Consider the following 15,910-nt stretch of genomic DNA (forward strand, 5'->3'; position numbering starts at 1 on the left):
TCCATTTTCCACGCACTCACCGCTTTTCCTGACCCCAATCCCGACCTTTCCCGATGTCATCGACGCCCCAGTCACGCGCCGCCACCGATTCTGTTCCTCCCGACGTGCCTTCTGACCGGTTCTCCGGAGATTCGCAGGCATTCACCACGACGCTCGCCCAGGCCGCCGTCGAGCACGCACAGGCGGCGTTGCCCGGCAGATCGTCGAACCCCGGCGGGCGTAGACGAGGCTGGCGCTCTGCTGGTGTCTTCGGCTGGCGGCTCGTGGCATGGATTCCCGCGCTGATCGTGCTTGTGCCCATGTTCGGCATCGTGGCGGCGCTGGGGGCGGGCGATGCCGACACGCGCGCCGTGCTTGCCCATATGCTCGACACGGTGTTGCCTGAATACGCGCTCAACTCACTACGCATCTCGCTGGCGGTGAGCGGCGGGGTGCTACTGATGGGCGTCGGTACCGCATGGCTGGTCGTTCACTACGCATTTCCCGGCCGTCGTGTGCTGGAGTGGGCGCTGATTCTGCCGCTGGCCATGCCCGCTTATGTCACCGCCTACGCGTATACCGACTTCCTTCAATTCGCCGGGCCGGTGCAAAGCGCGCTTCGTCGAACGCTGGCCGTTGATCGCGTGACGTGGTTTCCCGAGATTCGTTCGTGGTACGGCGCTGCTTGGGTCTTCGCGGGGGCGTTCTATCCGTACGTCTATCTGCTAGCGCGTACGGCATTTGCGGAACACAGCCAGCGCTTCTTTGAGGCGGCTCGTACGCTGGGGTGTACGCCGTTGCAAGCGTTCTTTCGCGTGGCGCTACCGCTAGCGCGCCCGGCGCTGGTGGCGGGCATCGCGCTCGTGCTCATGGAGACACTGGCCGACTACGGCGCAGTGGCCTACTTCGGGGTGCCGACATTCACAACGGGCATCTACCGTGCGTGGCTGTCGATGGGCGACCGAGTCGCGGCGGCCCAGCTCTCGGCATGCCTGCTCTTTGCTGTCCTGCTCTTACTGATGGCAGAAGCGCGTAGCCGCACGCGACTGCGGTATTACGGGGCACCGGGGCGCGCGCCGACGACGTCACGCCGAACGGCACTGCTCGGGTGGCGTGGCGTGCTGGCTGCCGCTGGTTGCGCACTGCCGTTGATTGTGGGGTTTGCACTGCCCGCGATCATCATGCTGCGCCTGGCTGTCTCGGAACTGGATCAGGTGCCTTGGCCGCGCTATGGCGAGTGGGTCTACAACACCGTGCGGTTGGCGGCGGCGGCGGCGGCGGTCGCGTGCGCGTTCGCCATTGTGCTTGGCTACGCCCAGCGACTTGCGCCCGGACACATCACGCGTATTGCCGTACGCCTCGTAGGGGTGGGTTACGCGATTCCCGGTGCGGTAATTGCGCTGGGCATTCTCACTCCTGTGCTGCATCTCGACACATGGATGGGGAGCGTGCTCGGGGCAAACGGGCTGGTATTAGCCGGTACGGGCGGCGTTCTGATCTACGCCTACCTCGTACGCTTCCTGCCTGCGGCGCTGCAAAGCGTCGATGCGGGATTTGGCCGTATCGCGCCTAATCTCGACGCCAGCGCGCGCAGTCTCGGTGTGGGCGGCTGGTCGATGCTGCGTCGCGTGCATTTGCCGCTTTTGCGAGGCAGCGTACTGACGGCAGCCCTGCTGGTGTTCGTCGACGTCATGAAGGAACTGCCGGCCACGCTCGCGTTGCGGCCGTTCAACATGGATACGCTTGCCGTAGTCACCAGCCATCTCGCCGCTGACGAACGACTCGCCGAAGCCGCTGTCCCAGCCCTGACGCTGGTGCTGGTGGGGCTGCTGCCGGTGCTGGTGCTGGCCCGAGCCATTGCCCGGCGCGCCTGAGGAGCGGCCGGTCTGCTGGTTTCTTCACTCAAAACTCCGCTTCGAAGACAGCGGCGGAACGATCACCCGCCTTGCGTTTTATCAAATCTAGAGACGTTTCACAGTTGCCGCCCCGATAGCGCCGCACTATAGTCAAATCATCCCGGCAACTAAGCCGGGGTGATTGAGCGTCAACAAAAATGATTGCGATCGTCATTTGCAAATGTTGGCTGTTCATGGCCTTGGCGTTGGCACCACCGCCCGAGGTGGCACCGCTCAATACGGCTGACGGCGGCTGGAGTGCCGTGTTGCTGACCGGAGCGATGCGCTAGGCGGATGTCCTGGGAGGGACCGACGCGAGGACATTTCACCGGACGCAAGACGTCCGATGGTGGCGTGCAACCTTTTGGTCCGGTGTCGGTTTTGTGTCATTGACGTCACGCACCTTTGCATGCCCGACACCCTTTCCCCCAGAGACTTTGCGCACCCTATCGGACGCTTCGGCGTTCGCCTCGATGGCGTCGACGGCATAAGTTGGCGTAGGTAGACGTAGATTGACGGACGTTGATCGCCGGATAAGTGTTGTTTTCCGGCGTCGTCAGGGGCGGCCCCGGGTGGCGTTTTTGTCACCCGCGCCGCAAAATCGCTGGCAATGCAGTGCCTTCGGGAGACCGGCATGGCGCTATGGCGGATCGATCTTGTCTCGTTGCGGCTGTTTGTCGCGGTCTGTGAAGAGAGCAGCATTGCGCGTGCAGCCGAGCGTGAGTTCATTGCGCCCTCGGCCGTCAGCAAACGGATCAACGATCTCGAATCGCTGGTCGGATCGGCGCTCCTCCAACGCCACAAATGGGGGGTGCGGGCGACGCCAGCGGGCGAAGCGCTGCTGCATCACGCACGCAACGTACTCCGCAGTCTTGAAAAGATGCAGGGCGACCTGTCCGAGTACACCAGTGGCGTACGCGGTCATATCCGGATCTTCGCCAACGTTTCCTCGATTGTCGAAACGTTACCCGACGAACTGGGCGCATTTCTGCGTCGCCACGAAGGGGTGAAGGTCGACCTCGAAGAACATACGAGCGCGCAAGTGGTGCGCGGTGTCGCGGACGGGGCGACCGACATCGGTATCTGCTGGGACGCGGTCGATACGCGCGACGTCGAAGTCTTCCCTTATCGCCACGATCAGATCGTCACGGTCCTTCACCGGGATCATCCGCTCGCCTGCGCCGAGCAGCTCGCATTCATTGAAACCCTCGACTTCGACCAGATCGGCGTGCATCCGGATAGCGCGATGTACACCGTCTTCCGACGCCTTGCCGCTGAACAGGGCAAGACGGTCAAATTCCGAATTCACGTCTCAACGTTCGAAGCAGTGTGTCGCATGGTGAGGGCGCAGCTTGGCCTGGCGATCGCGCCGCGCGAGGCGGTTGGCATCTATTCGCAGGTGCCGGACGGAGAGGCGTTGCGCATCGTACCGCTGACAGATCCTTGGGCCGAGCGGCGGCTGGTCGTCTGCGTCCGCCGGTACGATGCGTTGCCCGTTGCGTCGCGCATGCTGGTCGACCATCTGTGCGCACGTAACGTAACGGGAACAGCGGGGGGAACGGGGATAGCGGACGCTTGCGGAAGCGCGGAGGGGGCGGAGCACACCTGAACAGCCGCGCGACGAGCACGCGCCCGACGGTGGGTGCAACCCTCGTCAGACCGTGTCAAAGGGGACGTTGACGCGGCAAACATCGTGAACCGCGATGTCTGGCATGCCGAAACAACTCTTGCCGTCGCCTCTGGGCCGACGGATGCTCTGGGGGCCGATAGCGATTCCGGCCGACGAGCCGGGGCGCGCCGTATCTCGCATTGTGCGGGAGGAGACACGTGATGACACATGCCGAAGCGCGCCGTGTGCGCGAAGCCGTGGGACGTCTGATTCTTGTTCTCACGCTGATGGCGCTGGGCCTCATAGCACTCAGCCTGAGCGGGGGGGCCTCCGCCGCGCCGGCACAACCCCTCGAAAAACCGAAGATCACCATCGCCGTGGGCGGAAAGCCCGGCCTCTACTATTTGCCCCTGACGATCGCCGAGCAACTGGGCTACTTCAAGGACGAAGGCCTTGACGTCACGATCGACGACTTCGCCGGTGGTTCCAAAGCGCTGCAGGCCGTCGTTGGCGGAAGCGCGGACGTCGGTACGGGGGCGTTCGAACACACGCTGCTCATGCAGACCAAGGGACTAACTTATCAGTCGTTCGTTGTGCTGGGCGCTGCGCCGCAACTGGTGCTTGGCGTCGTCAAGGCCAAGGCGGGCGAAGTGAAGTCCGTGAAGGATCTGAAAGGGATGCGGGTCGGCGTCAGCGCGCCGGGATCGAGTACGCACATGCTGGTGAGCGTGGCCTTGACCAAAGCGGGCCTCAAACCCACCGACGTCTCTATCGTCGGCGTGGGTAGCAACGCAACGGTGATCGCGGCGGCCCGCAACGGACAGATCGATGCCGTTTCCAACGTAGACCCGATGATGACCTTGTTGCAGGAGTCGGGCGACGTGAAGGTACTCATCGATACGCGTACGCAGGCTGGCACCCGCGCAATGTTCGGGGGGCCGATGCCTGCAGCGGTGATGTACGCACCGCAGAGCTTCATCCAGAAGAACCCACGTACGGTGCAGGCTCTGGCCAACGCGATCGTACGTGCGGACAAATGGCTGCAACACGCAACGGCAGCGCAATTGCTCAAAACGGTGCCGGAGCCCTATCTCCTCGGGGACAAGACGCTTTACCTGAAGGCGTTCGCGAACTGTCGCGAAGCCTTTTCTCCGGACGGCATGATGCCCGCCGATGGTCCAGCCACCGCATTGAAGGCGCTGGCGTCGTTCACACCGGAGGTCAAGCCGTCGCAGATCCGGTTAGGCGACACCTGGACCAACACTTTCGCCACGCAGGCGAATCGCCAATATCCCTGAGCGCTATCCGACGAACGTGCGTTTGGACGAAATGACTTCACTTTTTCCTGGCTGCCGCATGCTGCGTCGGCACGTAACTTGCGATCGAAATGGGTGAGCCCATGCGGGAACATTCTAGGAGCGATCTCATGCAAGCCACCGTGCGACTGAACGGCCGTGTGCTGTGGTTGAGCGCCAGCGCCGAAGCCATGACCCGTCAACTGACGGGGGAAACACTGACGCGTGCTGAAGCCGGCACGCTGCGCGACCAGATTTCCACCGACGAAATGACACCGGCGCGCGCCTGTCTGGCGTTCGACGAATCGCTGGGCGACTACGTCTACGTAGGGTTGCGATGTCATGACGATTCGAACGATGCAGCAGGCGTGTTCCCTGTCACGCAGAAGGCGGTGCGCGAAGGCGGTTTCGCGTTGTCCGTAGCAGGGCTGCGACGAGGCAAGGGATCGTCACGTGAAGCCAGCCCGTTCGCGGAACGGTGCGCCGGAATTCGCATCGTGATCGCCGAGAGCTTCGAGCGCATCTACGCGCAGAACTGTCAGAACCTCGGTCTGCTGATGTCGACCGATCTGACGTTGGCTGAGCGTTTGCAGGACGGCGAGACGATCCCCATCGAAGCGTTTCTCGAAGATTGCGATCCACTGGCCGAAGCCATCGTGCGGAGCGGTGGGCTATTCGGCTATACGCAGCGAAGGTTGGCCGGAGATATCGCACCGCCGCGACCTGCGCATACCCCCGGCGCGATGACTTACGGAGAAAAGATCATTGCGCGAGCGCTGGGCGTCCCGCGCGTACGGGCGGGAGATGCGGTGTTCGTCCCGGCAGACTGGCGCTTCTCTCATGAATACGTGACGCCGATGGCGGTGAGTTTCCTGCGCCACGCCTATGGCGACGAGATACCTGCGCTAAGCGACGTCGCTTCGGTGCTGTGCTTTGAAGATCATCTGACGCATCTCGATGCCGTCTCCGCAGATGGCAGTCGGCCCCCGCAAATCGTGGACGCCGCACGACGTCTTGGCACGGTACAGCGCGAGTTTTGCGCCCAGCATGGGCTGCGTCTGCACGGCCGCGCCGCAGCGGGTGGTTCGGAGGGCATCTGCCACGCGTTGATGCTTGAACGGTATGCGTTGCCGGGGCAGGTGATTGTCGGCACCGATTCGCACACGCCGCATTGTGGTGCCATCGGTGCGTTCGCCTTCGGTGTCGGTGCGACCGAAATGGCCAATGCGTGGCTCACCGGGGACGCGAGACTCGCCGTTCCCGGTACGTGCCTTGTGCATCTTCGCTCGCGCTTGCCCGCAGGCGTCGGCGCTAAAGATCTGGCCTTGCATCTGCTTCATCTTCCTTACATTCGCGACGGACGCGCTATCGGGCAGATCATCGAGTTCGCCGGCGAAGCCGTTGCGCACCTGTCGACTGACGAGCGAGCGACGCTCACCAACATGGTGGCCGAAATCGGCGGACTCACCGGACTGGTGGTGCCGGACGCAGAGACTGTCCGCTACCTACGTGAGCGCCGCGGCGTCGACTTCACGCTCGACGCCTGGATGGACGGTGATCCGCAAGCATCGTACGCCCATGTCATCGAGATCGATTGCGCGTCGCTCGGCGCGATGGTGGCGAGTCCCGGAGATCCGGGCAACGGTATTGCGCTGGCAGATTTGTCTACGGAGGTGGCCATCGATATTGCTTACGGCGGGTCGTGCACCGGCAGTAAGCGAGACGATTTGCGGGCCTGTCATGACGTCCTTGCCTGGGGATTGACGCGAGGGCATCGCGTCGCAGACGGCGTGCGCTTCTACCTGCAATACGGCAGCGAAGATGTGCGCGCATGGTGCGAGGCGCAAGGGTATGCGGACGTCTTCAAGGCGGCAGGTGTGACGATGCTCTCGCCCGGTTGCGGTGCATGCGTCAATGCCGGACCGGGCGTTTCCAAGACGTCCGATGAGGTGGTGATCAGCGCACAGAATCGCAATTTCCCCGGGCGTTCGGGCCCCGGACAGATGTGGCTTGGCAGCCCGGCTACCGTGGCCGCAAGCGCTTTGGCGGGATATATCGTGGGTTTCGATCAATTACAACGCGATGGATTTGCGTCTCATCCGGTTTCTCCCCCCGCGCTTGCAGCGCCGGGCCGGGGTTCCGGTGAGGCGTCGCACGCGGGCTCGGGAGGGTAGCAGATGCCGGATGTCACCTCTGCGGCACCGATGCCGTTACAAGGCATTCGTGTCGTGGAATTTTCACACATGGTCATGGGGCCGACGTGCGGCATGGTGCTGGGCGACCTCGGGGCCGATGTCATCAAAGTGGAGCCGATCGGTGGCGACGCCACGCGTCATCTGCTGGGGACCGGTGCGGGCTTTTTCCGTGCCTTCAATCGCAACAAGCGGAGTCTGGTCGTGGATGTCACGCGGCCTGAAGGGCGAGAGCTGATATTGCGGCTCATCAGTACGTCGGATGTGGTGACGGAGAATTTCAAACCCGGGCAGATGCGGCAAATCGGACTGGACTACGCCACGTTGTCACGGCTGAATCCAGCGCTCGTCTACGTCTCGCTGAAGGGTTTTCTGCCGGGGCCTTACGCTACGCGCACTGCGTTGGATGAGGTCGTGCAGATGATGGCGGGACTTGCGTACATGACTGGGCCGCCGGGCCAACCGTTGCGTGCGGGGTCATCGGTCAACGACATCATGGGCGGTGTGTTCGGTGCGCTCGCTGCGTTAGCCGCACTCTATGAGCGAAAGACCACGGGACGCGGGCAGGAAGTGCAGGGCGCGCTCTTCGAGAATTGCGTATTGCTCGCGGCGCAGCACATGCAACAGTACGCAGTGACCGGTGTGGCACCCGATCCGATGCCGGCGCGTGTGTCCGCGTGGGGTATTTACGATGTCTTCGCTGCGCGCGACGGCGTACAGATTTTCCTCGCCGTCGTCAGCGATACGCAGTGGCGCATTTTCTGCGACGTATTCGGCCGTCACGATCTGGCAGACGACCCGCGACTGTCCACGAACAATGACCGCGTGAGGGCACGCGACTGGTTGCTCCCCTTGTTGCGCGAAATGATGCAGGGTTTCGACGCCAGCTATCTCGCGGCGGCATTCGAGCGTCATGGTTTGCCTTTTGCGCCGATCGTGCAGCCCGCCGCGTTGTTCGACGACCCGCATTTGATCGCCAGCGGCGGCTTGGGCGACCTGACGACGGAAACGGGTGAGCAAACGCAAGTGCCGTTGCTGCCGATCACGATGGCAGGGCAACGGTTGCCCGCGCGTCGTGCGTTGCCGATGGCGGGTGAGCACACAAGCGAAATTCTGAGAGATCTGGGGTATCCCGATAACCAGATCGAACGCCTGTTGAACGAGGGGGTGGTGGCGGGACCGGAGGACGGATCGACGCCGGACGATGCATCCAGCGCGGGCGATACCGCCGGTCCCGTATTTTGGAAGGACAGCGCAGATTAACGCGGAACGCGCTGAAATAAGCCTTTTCCGAAGGAAGTCGGCGTGTTGTCTGCTTGCGGGCACCCGGTAGGGCGCGGTACGGTATGAACGTCTACCGCCAACACGTTACCCGGACTGTCATGACTGAACCGCTCGACGCTGCCCACTCCCGCGAAACGTCTGCATTGTCTGCATTGTCTGCTTTGTCTCCACTGTCGTCGCCGTCCCAACAGTCCGATAAGCCGTTATCGGGCGTGACGGTGCTCGATCTCACGCGTCTTCTGCCCGGTCCGCTCGCCGGGTTGCGTCTTGCGGAAATGGGGGCGCACGTCATCAAGATCGAAGACACGGGCGCAGGCGACTACGCACGGGAAATGATGCTGGGCGATGACGAATCGCCACCAAGCGCCTTCTGGCGACTGCTCAATCGCGGTAAGACTGTCGAGCGCCTCGATCTCAAAAGCGACGCGGATCGGAAAACCTTCCTCGACCACGTTGCTCATGCCGATGTGCTGCTTGAAGGGTTTCGCCCTGGCGTGATGGCGCGTCTGGGTTTCGGATACGAGGCGCTGGCACGTGTGCGGCCATCGCTGGTGATGGCGTCAATTTCCGGTTACGGCCAGCAAGGGGTGATGGCGCAAGCAGCCGGGCACGACATCAACTACATCGGGTACGCGGGAGTGCTCGATCAGCTTTGCGATGCGGGGGACGTCCCCATTGTCCCCAACTTTCAGATCGGCGATCTGTACGGCGGCGCTCAGGCTGCGGTTCAGGAGGTGCTGGCCGCGCTGGTCGCCGCGCAACGCACCGGGCGCGGGCGCTGGCTGGACATTTCGATGACGCACGAGGTGTTCCGCTCGAACGTCGTGCCGGCGGTGGCGATGCATCGTCAGGGGCAGGTGTCGCGCGCCGGAAAGGATCTCCTTAACGGTGGCGTGCCCTGTTACCAGGTCTATCGCACGAAGGACGGCCGGTACATGGCGGTCGGTGCACTCGAGCTGAAGTTCTGGGAATCGCTGTGCGATGTGCTTGGCCGCAGCGACTGGAAGGCTCGGCACTGGGCGCTTGGACAGGAGGTCGGCGGAGATGACGCACTCGCATTGCGTGCTGAACTGATGGCGGTGTTTGCGGGCGCGACGCAAGCCGAGTGGGTCGCGCGTTTCGCCGATGCTGATTGCTGCGTGACGCCGGTACTCCGATTGGAGGAGGCGATGATGCATCCGCTGTTTGCGCAATTGCACGAGGCGCTGCTGCCATGATATCGATCGTCGCCAGGCGGATGACACGCCGACTGTGGGCACGTTACCGAATGTCACAATTTTTCGACGTCGGGAGACGCGAAGTCCGGAGGCCCATCGCGTAGAGTCGTTGCTGATCGATAACGACTTGCCCATGACCCGACGGTTCGATGTGCCCCAACCACCGACTCAGACTCACCCACACGTGCGACGACGGCTCGTGGCGGCTGCCATTCTCTGTGCCGTGTCGACGATCGCGATCTTGACCGGATGCGTGTCGTATCAGGACGCCCCCGTGGATCACGGAAAGGTCCGCTCGACGTCGATGACGACGGCGGATCTCGCGCAAACGGATATCAATCGCATGGCGACGCTGGGCATGCGGGCGAATCTGGAGAGCTTGTATCTGCTGGCCGACAAGCTCTATAAGCGCAATCCCCGCGAATGGCGCAAGGGTGGCGCGGCTACGCAAACCGAAGCCATGGCGCAGTTGCGTGCCGCGATTGAGGGGCGTCGCACGCTCGCGGATCTGAAAGACATGCGCGATGTCCGCGCCCTGTCGTTGTCGCTGGATCCGACATTCACCGGTGACCGTGTAGCGGCCTTCGTCTTCAGTCTCTCGGATACGATCATCACGGCGCATGGCGGCACGACGGTCTTCTATCTGAGCGACGGACTCAATGCGCAGCGTATCTACAACGCGGCGCGCAACGTAGAGATCGCAGCGTGGCTGCTGGGGAGTCGCCGGGACATGGCAGGCAAGCCGTTGCTGCTGGCCAATGAAATGGCCGATGTGCGTAACGTGAGCTTCGAACGGGAGTTCGGCAAGATCATCGGGCGGCTGGACCTGTTGGCTGAGATGCTGGACGAGAAATACAGGCGGGCAGGGATCGGCTACATGCAGAACTTGCTGGGGGCACAGTTCCTTCAGTTTTTGCCGGTCCGTTGATGTGGCGCCGTTACGGATAGAGCGCGAAAAATGCGCAAATGCTGTATATTTGCACAGTGTTTTCGCCCGCCACCATGACCGCCTCTCAGCGCAAGATCATCCACTGCGACGCCGACTGTTTCTACGCCTCCGTCGAGATGCGGGACGACCCGTCGTTGCGCGGGATACCACTGGCTGTGGGCGGCCAGCCGGATCAGCGCGGTGTGGTCGCGACGTGCAATTACGAAGCGCGTGCCTTTGGGGTGCGTTCGGCCATGCCGTCCGCGCAGGCCGTCAAATTGTGCCCCGACTTGCGCATCATCCCGCCGTCGATGCATCGGTATCAGGAGGCGTCGAAGCGGATCATGGCGATCTATCGCGATTACACCGATCTGGTCGAGCCATTGTCGCTTGACGAGGCGTACCTCGACGTTACCGACAGTGAACACTGCGGCGGTTCGGCCACCTTGATTGCGCGCGAGATCCGTGCGCGTATCGCAGATGAAGTTGGGTTGACCGTGTCGGCCGGCGTCGCGCCCAATAAGTTCATCGCCAAAATTGCCAGCGACTGGCGCAAGCCTGACGGCATGTTCGTCGTGAAGCCTGCCGAGGTCGATGCCTTTGTCGCCGTACTGCCGGTCGAGCGTTTGTTTGGCGTGGGCAAGGTGACGGCGGAAAAGTTGCGGGCGCTGGGCGTTGATTCCTGCGGTGATTTACGCAGCCATTCGATGGCCGATCTGACCGAGCGTTTCGGCGTGTTCGGGCAGCGGCTGTTCGAGCGCTGTCGTGGTATCGACACCCGGGAGGTCAGCCCGGATCGCGAGCGAAAATCGATCAGCGTCGAGACGACGTACACGCGCGACCTGCGCACCTTGGCGGAGTGCGAAACGGCGCTGGAGCCGCTGCTTCATCAGTTGTCCGAGCGAATCGGACGCGCGCGCCGCAGTGAGCCGTTGGCGATTGCGAAGGTCTTCGTGAAGATTCGATTTGCCGATTTCTCACGGACGACGGCCGAGGCAGGCGCATTGGGCGTCGATCCGGCGCAATGCCGTGAGCTGCTGGCAGAAGCCGTGGGACGCAAGCGGCGTGCGGTGCGATTGATGGGGGTCGGGGTGCGTTTGCTCGAAGCGCAGGCGACACGTCAGTTGCGCCTGTTTGACGACTGGGATGACGGGGCGTCCCTCACATCGCCCGCATCGGGTGATAATGCGCCATCGGAAACTTAGATCGCGTAGACGAGCGAGGTGAGGGATGGCGGAGATCATCGAAGTCACATTGCGGCTCACAGCGGCATTGATTCTCGGCGGACTGGTCGGGCTCAATCGCAATTTGCACCACAAGTCGGTCGGTTTGCGAACGCTCGCCATTGTGTCGTTCGGATCCGCGCTGTTCGTGCTTGCCGTCGTACCGTTTCCGGGAACGGCGTTGCCTTATGACGGCTCGTCCGTGAGCCGTGTTGTTCAAGGCATTGTGGCGGGGATCGGGTTCCTTGGGGCCGGGTGCATCATCCGGCCGAGTCGCGGTTCCTCCGTGCACGGCTTCACAACGGCGGCGGCACTGTGGAGCACCACAGGCATTGGCATCATCTGCGGGCTGGGCCGCTGGCATATCGCCCTTGTCGCGATGGTATTGCTACTTATCGTGCTGGCACTCGGCGGGCGTATCGAATCGCTCGCGCACCGCTGGCTGGGGCACGACGAACCGGCGAAGGATTCGCCTGACGAGGACGTGTCGGCGCGGCATGAGCACGACGGCAAGTGACATCCACTCGGCTTATGCAGAAGACACACATCGCGGCCTCCTCGCCCTTGACGTCATGGGCAAATTCCTGCGGATACCGAAGAAAAATGCCCGCCGAAGCGGGCAAATGACGTTGTCGCAGTACCCCCAAAAGGACGTAAGAGGGCGATTTCATTTTGGTCACCGGACCATCTTTCGCCAATCGGGGCTTGCCCGATTAGGGAAAGCACGTTCGGGTGACTACGTAATCGACGTCCGCTCGTGCGACTAATTTTCTTCCAAGCGTTTGAAGCGTTAAGCCGCGCGCGTTGCGTCATTGAAGCGCGCGCAACTCCGTCGCTCGGGCACGGGCCACTCGCAAACCGTCAGCCTGTAGGGAGAGCGTTGCGGCATCGGCTTGCTGTGCGGCATCTGCAGGGGAGGTGTACGTCACGATGGCCGCCTGACGTTCGCGATGGAATCGCTGGGTAATCGGGGCGCATTCGGTGGCGGCTTCGTCGGCCAGTCGAATCGGGTCGGGTACGAGATTCACGTATCGTGCGACGTGGCCATACAGACAGGTGCGGTACTGATCCGCAGCCGCGTCTGCAGCGGCTAGATGACGCTCGCGCAACGTGGCCGGATCGACAGCCGCAGGGCGTTGTGCCGACGAGGTGTTCGCGTTCGCATGAGGGCCCGAGGGGGCAGCACAAGCAGCGAGCATCGCGACGGCAGCAAGGGAACACAGCGCCGGGGCTGCGCGGCGGGGAAAAGCCAAAATCGGAAACTTCCGAGTCATGAGGTAATCGAGGCCGATGGCGTAAAGTCCACGATCTCGCTATGGTACGGGATTTGACGGATCCGGCGCGTCCCTGCGGCGCCAATCAGACATGAGCGAATTTCAAAAAGGGCTGGTATGGCTGCGGCGCGATCTGCGCTGTACCGACAACGCGACGCTGGCACAGGCGCTTGCGACCTGCGGTGAAGTGTCCGTCGTGTTCATCTTCGACACGACGATTCTCGGTGGATTACCGCGAGACGACCGACGCGTCGCGTTCATCCACGACAGCGTGAGCGAATTGGCGCAGACGTTCGCGGACATGGGGGGCGGGCTGATCGTCAGGCACGGCGACCCGACCGAGGAGATTCCCGCGCTGGCGCAATCGCTCGGCGTGCAGGCTGTCTTTGCCGGGCGGGATTACGAGCCGGACGCCGTCAAAAGGGATCGTTCGGTTGCGCGCTCGCTTGAGGCCCTGGATATTGCCTTCGAGGCGGTCAAGGACCAGGTGATTTTCGACACGAGCGAGATTCTGACGGCGCAGGGGGAGCCGTACAGTGTCTTCACACCGTACTCGCGCGCCTGGCTGAAGCAGGTGCGTCCGGTCGACCTTGCTCCGCACGGTAGGAAGGCGGACTGGCTCCGGCTTGCGAAGCCGTCGCATGGGGCTGGAGAGGTGCCTTCGATGGCATCGCTGGGCTTTGACGTGTCGGACACACGCCGTATGGCCATTGCTGCGGGGGAGTCCGGCGCAAGGCAGTTGCTGGACGACTTCCTGCCACGCATGGCGCACTATCACGAACGGCGCGATTACCCCGCAGTCCGCGGTCCGAGCTATCTGTCCGTGCATCTGCGCTTCGGTACGGTGTCGATCCGGACTTTAGCCCGGGAGGCGCACGCTGCGATGCTCAAGGGCGGGGACGCAGGCAACGGCGCGAAAACATGGCTGAGCGAACTGATCTGGCGCGAGTTCTATTTCATGATCCTGCATCATCACCCGGAGGTTGTCGGCAATGCGTTCAAGCCAGCTTACGACGCCATTGAGTGGGCCACGGGTGAAGCGGCGGATGCCGATTTCAAGGCGTGGTGCGAGGGGCGTACGGGCTATCCGCTGGTCGACGCGGCCATGCGTCAGATCAACCAGACCGGCTATATGCATAACCGGCTGCGCATGGTGACGGCCAGCTTTCTCGTCAAGGATCTCGGCATCGACTGGCGCCGTGGCGAGGCGTATTTCGCGCGTCAACTGAACGACTTCGATTTGTCCGCGAACAACGGCGGATGGCAATGGGCCGCTTCCACCGGGTGCGACGCCCAACCTTACTTCCGCATCTTCAATCCGATTACCCAGTCCGAGAAGTTCGACCCGGAGGGGCGCTTTATCCGGAAGTACGTGCCCGAACTGGCGCACCTATCCGACAAGGTCATCCACGCGCCCTGGCGGGCCGATGCGCAGACGCTGGCCGACGCCAACGTGACGCTCGGACGCGATTACCCGCAACCGGTAGTGGCCCACGACGTGGCGCGCAAGGAGACGCTGGCGAGATATGCGGTGGTCAAGACGCCGACGGTCTCATCCCGGCCTGCAGACAGCGACGATGAGGATTAACCCCCCGGTTTACCCCGATACGTGTTTACCCCGGTCAACTTTTTCCGTTATCGGCCGTTTATACGGTTATGGCACGTAAGAGGCCTGAGCTTCGGTATCGGTTCGCAACGTCGGGGGGCGTTAGTGGGCGTCAGGGAGGAAGCGGTAAAACAATAGCGATGTGCTCAAAATGCTCTGAAATGAGCAAGGGCAGGCCAAAACCACACGGGGAAGCTTGGATAAAATCCTTCGCCGCACAGACGGCAGCTTCGAACCACGGGGTTCGCGTTGAGCGAGTACCCGGAACGGCAGCGTTCCGGGTATTTTTTTATGCGTCGCCTGCGCGTCGACCTTGCCGATCCTTGGCCGTTACACATAGCACGATCCACACGGCCAGATTGAACGGCAGCGTGAAATACGGCCATCCGCGCGGGGTTAGCCAACCGCCCAGAATCACGCAAATCACTGCCGCGAGCGCGGCTCCGGCAAGCCGCATTGCGGGGCGGCGTCCGAAAACGCCAAGACCCAGCGCGGCGAGGAAAGCGTTGATGCCGACACCGCCTGCCTGAGCCGCCATCGACGGCCAACGCGAAGCCAGTACGACAAAAATCGCCCAGACCGCCGCCCCGGCAGCTAGCGCCCACACGGTCGCGCGGGCATTCCAGAGCGCCAGCAAGTACCAGGTCAGCAAGCCCAGCACCAGCGGTGCAACGAAGACGACCTGTCCCACGGAGCAGAACACGAAGCCCGGTGAGCCCACATCGCAAGCGAGCGTACCTATCCGCGGCGAGAGTTCGAGCCACGGCAACATGGCCCACGAAAGGGCCATGACAGCGACGAACGGCCCCGTCAGCGCGGGAAGTTGGCGTCGGGCGAGGGCGGCCGTTGCCATAACCGTCAGGGCGACACAAACGACCAGCCATGCGGCAAATATCGCATCCGGCTGCCACAGGGCGCCAAATGCAATCCCCGTCAGCGCGCCGTTGTAGCCGAACAAGCCTGCGTGACGTTGCGCATGTGGTAAGCGCATTGCGATGGCGACCCCGGATGCCGTGACGCTGGCAGTCAGTCCGGTCACGGCGGCGGCCGGATCCGAGAGGGCCAGTACTGCCAGCAGCAAAGCACCGATCCCGGCCGATGGAATGAAATAGATTTGAGCAAAGTTGGCCATCGTTCCACGCAGTTCGCTGATCAACCGATGCTGTTGGGCGATAGATGAGGGCGTGGTCATCGAAGAAGGCGATGCCGGAACGGACGATGGACGAGGCAGGGACATGAGGGTGACGATGGGTCGGGCGAGGCGGATGACCAGCGCGCGATTGACCACTGTCCGTCGCGTCATCGAGGACATGGCAGACATAGCGCGGCGCTGAGCCTAGGGCGGGAGGTTACGCCGAACCCCGATGGCCAGGCGCGCCGTCTCGTTATAGTCGGTATTGCAGATTTC

General features: G+C 62.7%; 12 protein-coding genes. 10 read left to right on the forward strand and 2 right to left on the reverse strand.

What is annotated here, in order from left to right; translation table 11 throughout:
• Positions 1-53: 53 nt before the first annotated feature.
• From PAN31117_RS23450 to PAN31117_RS23490, 9 genes are all read left to right on the forward strand, one after another.
• Positions 54-1,853 carry an ABC transporter permease gene (locus tag PAN31117_RS23450; RefSeq protein ID WP_174991088.1) on the forward strand — a complete coding sequence of 600 codons (1,800 nt, stop codon included), beginning with the start codon at positions 54-56 and terminating at the stop codon, positions 1,851-1,853.
• A 655-nt stretch (positions 1,854-2,508) separates the two neighbouring features.
• On the forward strand, positions 2,509-3,483 hold the full coding sequence (locus PAN31117_RS23455; RefSeq protein WP_246189236.1) for a LysR family transcriptional regulator: 975 nt from the start codon (positions 2,509-2,511) through the stop codon (positions 3,481-3,483).
• Positions 3,484-3,704: 221 nt separating this feature from the next.
• The gene (locus tag PAN31117_RS23460; protein ID WP_150740332.1) at positions 3,705-4,781 is read left to right on the forward strand and encodes an ABC transporter substrate-binding protein; all 1,077 of its coding nucleotides are present in this window, start codon (positions 3,705-3,707) and stop codon (positions 4,779-4,781) included.
• 128 nt (positions 4,782-4,909) lie between these two features.
• Entirely contained in the window at positions 4,910-6,952 is a 2,043-nt protein-coding gene (locus tag PAN31117_RS23465; RefSeq protein ID WP_150740333.1) for an aconitase family protein, read from the forward strand.
• A 3-nt stretch (positions 6,953-6,955) separates the two neighbouring features.
• Positions 6,956-8,233 carry a CaiB/BaiF CoA transferase family protein gene (locus PAN31117_RS23470; protein ID WP_150740334.1) on the forward strand — a complete coding sequence of 426 codons (1,278 nt, stop codon included), beginning with the start codon at positions 6,956-6,958 and terminating at the stop codon, positions 8,231-8,233.
• A 119-nt stretch (positions 8,234-8,352) separates the two neighbouring features.
• Positions 8,353-9,471: a CaiB/BaiF CoA transferase family protein gene (locus tag PAN31117_RS23475; RefSeq protein WP_150740335.1), complete on the forward strand. Its 1,119-nt coding sequence runs from the start codon at positions 8,353-8,355 to the stop codon at positions 9,469-9,471.
• Between the two features lie 274 nt (positions 9,472-9,745).
• Positions 9,746-10,399, forward strand: a complete 654-nt coding sequence (locus PAN31117_RS23480; RefSeq protein ID WP_306440204.1) for a hypothetical protein — start codon at positions 9,746-9,748, stop codon at positions 10,397-10,399.
• 74 nt (positions 10,400-10,473) lie between these two features.
• Positions 10,474-11,604, forward strand: coding sequence for a DNA polymerase IV (dinB, locus tag PAN31117_RS23485; RefSeq protein WP_150740336.1), 1,131 nt, complete (start codon positions 10,474-10,476; stop codon positions 11,602-11,604).
• A gap of 25 nt (positions 11,605-11,629) precedes the next feature.
• Positions 11,630-12,139: an MgtC/SapB family protein gene (locus tag PAN31117_RS23490; RefSeq protein ID WP_150740337.1), complete on the forward strand. Its 510-nt coding sequence runs from the start codon at positions 11,630-11,632 to the stop codon at positions 12,137-12,139.
• Between the two features lie 292 nt (positions 12,140-12,431).
• Here PAN31117_RS23490 and PAN31117_RS23495 read toward each other — a convergent pair whose 3' ends face one another.
• Positions 12,432-12,896, reverse strand: a complete 465-nt coding sequence (locus PAN31117_RS23495) for a hypothetical protein (protein ID WP_150740338.1) — start codon at positions 12,894-12,896, stop codon at positions 12,432-12,434.
• Between the two features lie 91 nt (positions 12,897-12,987).
• Here PAN31117_RS23495 and PAN31117_RS23500 point away from each other — a divergent pair, with 91 nt between their 5' ends.
• Positions 12,988-14,484 (forward strand): cryptochrome/photolyase family protein, encoded by a 1,497-nt coding sequence (locus tag PAN31117_RS23500; RefSeq protein WP_150740339.1) that lies wholly within the window; start codon positions 12,988-12,990, stop codon positions 14,482-14,484.
• A gap of 307 nt (positions 14,485-14,791) precedes the next feature.
• Here PAN31117_RS23500 and PAN31117_RS23505 read toward each other — a convergent pair whose 3' ends face one another.
• Positions 14,792-15,823: an urea transporter gene (locus PAN31117_RS23505; protein WP_150740340.1), complete on the reverse strand. Its 1,032-nt coding sequence runs from the start codon at positions 15,821-15,823 to the stop codon at positions 14,792-14,794.
• Positions 15,824-15,910: the final 87 nt, after the last annotated feature.

It is taken from the genome of Pandoraea anapnoica (assembly GCF_902459765.1).
In the GTDB taxonomy this organism is placed as follows: Bacteria; Pseudomonadota; Gammaproteobacteria; order Burkholderiales; family Burkholderiaceae; genus Pandoraea; species Pandoraea anapnoica.

Coding starts and splice junctions, on each gene's coding strand:
- PAN31117_RS23465 (WP_150740333.1), top strand. CDS start 4,910: ATGCAAGCCACCGTGCGACTGAACGGCCGTGTGCTGTGGTTGAGCGCC.
- PAN31117_RS23505 (WP_150740340.1), bottom strand. CDS start 15,823: ATGTCTGCCATGTCCTCGATGACGCGACGGACAGTGGTCAATCGCGCG.
- PAN31117_RS23495 (WP_150740338.1), bottom strand. CDS start 12,896: ATGACTCGGAAGTTTCCGATTTTGGCTTTTCCCCGCCGCGCAGCCCCG.
- dinB (WP_150740336.1), top strand. CDS start 10,474: ATGACCGCCTCTCAGCGCAAGATCATCCACTGCGACGCCGACTGTTTC.
- PAN31117_RS23455 (WP_246189236.1), top strand. CDS start 2,509: ATGGCGCTATGGCGGATCGATCTTGTCTCGTTGCGGCTGTTTGTCGCG.
- PAN31117_RS23460 (WP_150740332.1), top strand. CDS start 3,705: ATGACACATGCCGAAGCGCGCCGTGTGCGCGAAGCCGTGGGACGTCTG.
- PAN31117_RS23470 (WP_150740334.1), top strand. CDS start 6,956: ATGCCGGATGTCACCTCTGCGGCACCGATGCCGTTACAAGGCATTCGT.
- PAN31117_RS23490 (WP_150740337.1), top strand. CDS start 11,630: ATGGCGGAGATCATCGAAGTCACATTGCGGCTCACAGCGGCATTGATT.
- PAN31117_RS23450 (WP_174991088.1), top strand. CDS start 54: ATGTCATCGACGCCCCAGTCACGCGCCGCCACCGATTCTGTTCCTCCC.
- PAN31117_RS23475 (WP_150740335.1), top strand. CDS start 8,353: ATGACTGAACCGCTCGACGCTGCCCACTCCCGCGAAACGTCTGCATTG.
- PAN31117_RS23500 (WP_150740339.1), top strand. CDS start 12,988: ATGAGCGAATTTCAAAAAGGGCTGGTATGGCTGCGGCGCGATCTGCGC.